This is a genomic window from Actinophytocola sp. (assembly GCF_035712165.1).
Taxonomy (GTDB): Bacteria; Actinomycetota; Actinomycetes; order Mycobacteriales; family Pseudonocardiaceae; genus DASYTH01.
In genome coordinates this window covers 1-6215 of record NZ_DASTBH010000243.1, presented here as the reverse complement: position 1 = coordinate 6215, position 6215 = coordinate 1, and the positions used below count along the sequence as shown (strand labels likewise).

The following is a 6215-nucleotide window of genomic DNA, read 5'->3' as shown; positions in this document are numbered from 1 at the left end:
GGCGCCTTCTTGAACAGCACGGCGATCTCGGTGACCCGCCGGGGCATGCGCTTGCCGGTACGGATGTAGAACGGCACCTCGGCCCAGCGCCGGTTCTGGATGCCGAGGCGGACCGCCGCGTACGTCTCCGTGGTGGAGTCGGCCGGCACCTTCGGCTCCTCCAGGTAGCCCGGCGCGCGCTCGCCGGCCACCCAGCCGCTGAGGTACTGGCCGCGGACCGTGCCGGTGTGCACGTCCTCCGGCACGGTGACCGCCTTGAGCAGCCGCAGCTTCTCCGCCCGGATCTCGGCGGAGTCGAAGCTGGTCGGCTCCTCCATGGCGATCAGCGCCAGCAGTTGCATCAGGTGGTTCTGCAGCACGTCGCGGGCCGCGCCGGCCGAGTCGTAGAACCCGGCGCGGGTGCCGATGCCGACGTCCTCGGCCATCGTGATCTGCACCGAGTCGACGTACTTGGAGTTCCAGATGGGGTCGAACAGGGCGTTGGCGAAGCGCAGCACCATGATGTTCTGCACCGTCTCCTTGCCCAGGTAGTGGTCGATCCGGAAGACCTCCTCCGGGGTGAACACGGTGTCGACCAACTGGTTCAGCTCGCGGGCGGACGGCAGGTCGTGCCCGAACGGCTTCTCGACCACCACCCGCCGCCAGCCGTTGGTGTTGCGGGCCATGCCGGTGCGCTCCAACTGCTTGAGCACCAGGGGGAACACGGCCGGCGGGATGGAGAAGTAGAACGCGGCGTTGCCCTGGATGCCGTGCGAGGACGCCAGCGACTCCAACTCCGCGGCCAGCCCGTCGAACGCGTCGTCGTCCTCGAACGACCCGGCCACGAACTTGATGCTGGCCGCCAGCCGCTCCCACACCTCCTCCCGCCACGGCGTGCGGGCGCCGGCCTGCGCCGCCGTCTTGGCCAGGTCGAGGAAGTCGCCCTCGCCCCAGTCGCGGCGGGCGAAGCCGAGCACGGCGAAGCTGGTCGGCAGCAGCCCGCGGTTGGACAGGTCGTACACGGCGGGGATGAGCTTCTTGCGGGACAGGTCGCCGGTCACCCCGAAGATGACAAGCGCGCACGGCTCCGGGATCCGCGGCAGCCGCCGGTCCTGCGGGTCCCGCAGCGGATTGCCCGTCAGCGTCTCCACCATCTTCGGCGTCCCCTCATCCCCCGTGACGGGCCCTAGGCGCGCAGCGCCCGGGCGGCGTCCAGCAGCGCGACGACCCCGGCCGCGCGGTCGGTCAGGTGCAGGTGTACGAGCGGCCGGCGCCGCCCGGCGAGGGCCTGCCGGTCGCCCGCGGCCTGCGCGGCGATCAGCGAGCCGAAGGTGTACGGCCGGCCGGGCACCGGCAGGTCCCGGGTGACCGCGCCGGTGATCTGGAGGAACGAGCCGACCTGCGGGCCGCCCTTGTGGTACTGGCCGGTGGAGTGCAGGAAGCGCGGCCCCCAGCCGAACGTCACGGCCCGGCCCGAGGCGGCCGCCAGCAGCGACCGCACGCCGGCCGCGTCGGCGTCGACGAACCGGTCCAGGTACGCCATGACCGCCAGATAGCCGCTCTCCGGTACGGAGCCGGCCAGCCAGGCCAGCACCTCGGTGAGGGTGCCGCCGGCCTCGGCCGGTGCGTACGCCTGCACCGGACCCGCCGTGAACGACGGCTCCTCGGGGGGAAGCCCCTCGGTGAGGATCCGCCCGGTGTTCTCCTTGGACTCGGCCACGTTCGGCTGGTCGAAGGGCTCCACCCCGATCACCCGGGCGGCGACCGCTGTGGCGTACTCCCAGGCCAGGAACTGCGCGCCGAGCGGGCCGTTGACGGCCAGGTCGGCGTGCACGCCGCCGGCGGGCACCGCGCCGGCCGGCAGCGAACCGCCGACGGTGACCGCGAGCACGTCCGGCGCGGATGTGCCGGGCGCGTCCGGCGTCTCGATCACCACCGGCAGGATGCCCCTGCCGGCCTTGCCGGTGGACTCGGCGATCAACTGCTCGGCCCAGTCGCCGAGACCCACGATTCCGGTGCCGTCGGAGACCAGCGCCAGCTTGTCCCGGCCGGCTTCCGCCGCGGCGCCGAGCGCCGCGCCCAGGGCCAGCGAGGGGTTGTCCTCGTCGCGCCCGAGGGAGCCGGCCAGCTCCTCGGCCTGGTCCAGCAGTTCGGCCACGTCCACCCCGGCCAGCGCGGACGGGACCAGCCCGAACGCGGTCAGCGCCGAGTACCGGCCGCCGACCTCGGCGTCGGCCTGGACCACCACGATGCCCAGCTCGCGGGCGGTGGCCTCCAGCGGCGAGCCGGGGTCGGTGACCACGACGAAGTGCCGGGCGGCCTCCGCCTCGGTCAGGCCGGCGTCGAGGAACGCCTGCCAGTACGCGCGGCGGTGGCTGTCGGTCTCCACCGTCGAGCCGGACTTGCTGGACACGACGACGACGGTGCGCTCCAACCTGTCCCGCAGCGCCCGCCCGACCTGGTGCGGGTCGGTGGTGTCCAGCACGGTGAGCCGGCGGCCCAGCGTGCGGCAGATGACCTCGGGGGCCAGCGACGAGCCACCCATGCCGGCGAGCACGACGTGGTCGAGGTCGGCCAGCTCGGCCTTCAGCTCGGCGAGCTGGGGGAGGAGCTGACGGGACCGGCGGAACGTGTCCACCCAGCCCAGCCGGATCTTGGCGACCTCCTCCGCCTCGGGCCCCCAGAGGGTGGGATCCTTGGCGGCGAGCAGGCCGGGCACGCCGTCGGCCGCCAGCGCGCGCCGGGCCTCGGCGCCGACCGTGCCGGCGCGGTGCACGGCCAGGCCGGCCGCGGCCTCCACGCCGTCGAGAAGATCACTCACTGAGCGCCTCCAGCTGGGTCTGCACGCTCTGGAGCAGCTCGCCGTAGCTGGCCTCGAACTTCTCCACGCCCTCGCGCTCCAGCGTGTCCACCACGTCGTCGTAGTCGACGCCGAGCGCGGCCAGGTCCGCGATGACCTGGCGGGCCTGCTCGTACCGGCCGGCGAAGGACGCCTTGACCTCGCCGTGGTCGGCGAACGCGTGCACCACGGACTCCGGCATCGTGTTGACCGTGCCGGGGGCGATCAGCTCCTCGACGTAGATCACGTCCCGGTACGCCGGGTTCTTTGTCGACGTGGAGGCCCACAGCGGCCGCTGCGGCCGCGCGCCGGCGTCGGCCAGCGCCCGCCACCGCTCGCCGCTGAACACCTCCTCGTAGCGCTCGTACGCGAGCTGGGCGTTGGCGACGGCGGCCTTGCCGCGCATGGCCTTGGCCTCGTCGGTGCCGAGCTTGTCCAGCCGCTTGTCCACCTCGGTGTCCATGCGGGACACGAAGAACGAGGCCACCGAGCACATCGTGGACAGGTCGTGCCCGTTGGCCTTGGCCTGCTCCATGCCGTCCAGGAACGCGTCCATCACCGCCGAGTAGCGCTCCAGCGAGAAGATGAGCGTCACGTTGACGCTGATCCCGGCGGCCAGCGTGCGGGTGATCGCCGGCAGGCCGGGCTCCGTCGCGGGGATCTTGATGAACAGGTTGGGCCGGTCCACCAGCCACCACAGCGCCGCCGCCTCGGCGACCGTCCGCTCGGTCTCGTGCGCCATCCGCGGGTCCACCTCGATGGACACCCGGCCGTCCACCCCGCCGGACTCGTCGTACGCGGGCCGCATCACGTCGCACGCCCAGCGCACGTCGTACGTGGTCATCAGCCGCGCCGCCTCGTCGACGCCGATCTTGCGCACGGCCAGGTCGCGCGTCTGCCCGTCGTACGCCTCCGCGTCGGAGAGCGCCTTGGCGAAGATCGTGGGGTTGGACGTGACCCCGACGACGTGCTTCTCCCGGCGCAGGTTGTCCAGGGTGCCGGTGGTCAGGCGCACGCGGGAGAGGTCGTCGAGCCAGATCGCCACGCCTGCGGCACTGAGCTGAGCGAGTCGGTCGGTCATCGGGGTATCCCTTCAGTTGCCGGTGGTGGACCCCTGGATCGCACCGACCCGCGACAGCGACGCGCGGGCGGCGGCGATCACCCGGTCCGGGGTGAAGCCGAACTGCTCGAACAGCACCTGGAACGGCGCGCTCGAGCCGAAGTGCTCAATGCTCACGCTCTCGCCGGCGTCGCCGACGATCCGGTCCCAGCTCATCGACACCCCGGCCTCGACGCTGACCCGGACCTTGACGGCGCGCGGGAGCACGCTCTCCCGGTACACCTCGTCCTGCTCGAAGAACCACTCCTGGCAGGGCATCGACACGACCCGGGTGGGTACGCCGTCGGCCTCGAGCCGCTCCCGCGCGATGAGGCAGGTGGCCACCTCGGACCCGGTCCCGATGATGATCACTTCGGGCTGGCCGTTGCCGGCGTCGGCCAGCACGTAGCCGCCCTTGAGCACGCCCTCGGCCGGGCCGAAGCCGGAGCCGGGCGACCGGTCAACGGTCGGCAGGTTCTGCCGGCTCAGCGCGAGCGCGGTCGGCCGGTCGGTGTGCTCCAGCGCGCCCCGCCACGCCCAGGCCGTCTCGTTGGCGTCGGCCGGGCGGACGACGTCCAGCCCGGGGATGGCGCGCAGCGCGGACAGGTGCTCGATGGGCTGGTGGGTCGGGCCGTCCTCGCCGAGGCCGATCGAGTCGTGGGTCCACACGTACACGACCGGCAGCTTCATCAGCGCGGCCAGCCGCACCGCCGGGCGCATGTAGTCGCTGAAGACCAGGAATGTGCCGCCGTACGGGCGGGTGCCGCCGTGCAGCACGATCCCGTTGAGGATCGCACCCATGGCGTGCTCGCGGATGCCGAAGTGCAGCGTGCGGCCGTACTCGTCGCCGGGGAACGCCTTGGTCGCGTACTCGGCGGGGATGAACGACGGCTCGCCGGCCATTGTCGTGTTGTTGCTCTCGGCCAGGTCGGCCGAGCCGCCCCACAGCTCGGGCAGCACCGGGGCCAGCGCGCCCAGAACCTTGCCGGAGGCCGCGCGGGTGGCGATCCCCTTGGCGTCCGCGTCGAAGACCGGCAGCGCGTCGGTCCAGCCGTCCGGCAGGGTACGGGCGGACAGCCGGTCGAACAGCGCCTTGCGCTGGGGGTTGGCCTGCGCCCAGGCGTCGAACTCCTCCTGCCACACCGCGTGCGCCGCCCGGCCTCGGTCGACCACCTCGCGGGCCTGCGCGAGCACCTTGTCGTCCACGGCGAAGCTGGCGGCCGGGTCGAAGCCCAGGATCTCCTTGGTGGCCGCGACCTCGTCCTTGCCCAGCGCCGAGCCGTGGATCTTCCCGGTGTTCTGCTTGTTCGGCGCCGGCCAGCCGATGATCGTGCGGAGCCGGATGAACGACGGCCGGCCGGTCTCGGCCCGGGCCGCCTGCAGCGCCGCGTACAGCGCCGGCACGTCCTCGGCGTAGTCGCCCTCCTCGGCGTGCCCGCGCCGCCAGTCGACCGTCTGCACGTGCCAGCCGTAGGCCTCGTAGCGGGCCGCCACGTCCTCGCTGAGTGCGATCCGGGTGTCGTCCTCGATCGAGATCTCGTTGTCGTCGTACACCAGGACGAGGTTGCCCAGCTTGTGGTGGCCGGCGAGCGCGCTGGCCTCGTGGCTGATGCCCTCCTCGATGTCCCCGTCCGACGCGAAGCAGTAGATGTGGTGGTCGAACACCGACGTACCCGGCTCGGCGTCCGGGTCGAACAGGCCGCGCTCCCGGCGGGCCGCCATCGCCATGCCCACGGCGTTGCCGAGGCCCTGGCCGAGCGGGCCGGTGGTGGTCTCCACGCCCGGGGTGTGCCCGTGCTCCGGGTGACCGGGGGTCAGCGATCCCCACTGGCGCAGGGCGCGCAGGTCGTCGAGGCCCAGGCCGTACCCGGAGAGGTAGAGCTGGATGTAGAGCGTCAGGCTGGAGTGCCCACAGGAAAGGACAAATCGGTCACGCCCTGGCCACTGCGGGTCCGTCGGGTCGTGCCGCAGCACCCGCTGGAACAGCAGATACGCCGCGGGGGCCAGGCTCATCGCCGTACCGGGATGGCCGTTGCCGGCGCTCTCCACGGCGTCCATGGCCAGCACGCGGACCGTGTCGACCGCGCGGCGGTCCAGGTCGGACCACGAAAGGGGGGATTCGTCGGTGTTGTTGGCAGCCACAGTGGATGTGCTCCTCGCGGATGGTGGTCTGCGGACAAGTCTGCGGACTCTCTTAGTCGATGACCCTATCCAGCCACGCTAAACCCCCGGGTGAAGACGGGCGTCCTCAGGTCTTCCGTTGTCCCGCGAATTGATCGGCGCCGGGTCGCGGCCGGC

General features: G+C 72.4%; 4 protein-coding genes. All 4 read right to left on the bottom strand.

All coding sequences use genetic code 11. The annotated features are described in order from the left end of the window. Window positions 1-1133: glucose-6-phosphate dehydrogenase (zwf, locus tag VFO68_RS13930; RefSeq protein WP_325158679.1), on the bottom strand; the 1133-nt coding region annotated here is incomplete at its 3' end. Window positions 1134-1165: 32 nt separating this feature from the next. Then, entirely contained in the window at window positions 1166-2800 is a 1635-nt protein-coding gene (locus VFO68_RS13925) for a glucose-6-phosphate isomerase (RefSeq protein ID WP_325158678.1), read from the bottom strand. Beyond that, window positions 2793-3899 carry a transaldolase gene (tal, locus tag VFO68_RS13920; RefSeq protein ID WP_325158677.1) on the bottom strand — a complete coding sequence of 369 codons (1107 nt, stop codon included), beginning with the start codon at window positions 3897-3899 and terminating at the stop codon, window positions 2793-2795. The genes VFO68_RS13925 and tal overlap by 8 nt, the downstream gene beginning before the upstream one ends. A 12-nt stretch (window positions 3900-3911) precedes the next feature. Then, window positions 3912-6059 carry a transketolase gene (gene tkt / locus VFO68_RS13915; protein ID WP_325158676.1) on the bottom strand — a complete coding sequence of 716 codons (2148 nt, stop codon included), beginning with the start codon at window positions 6057-6059 and terminating at the stop codon, window positions 3912-3914. Window positions 6060-6215 lie beyond the last annotated feature (156 nt).

What these genes read in the sequence shown, in the direction of transcription:
- tal (WP_325158677.1), bottom strand. Translation starts at nt 3,899, where the DNA reads ATGACCGACCGACTCGCTCAGCTCAGTGCCGCAGGCGTGGCGATCTGG.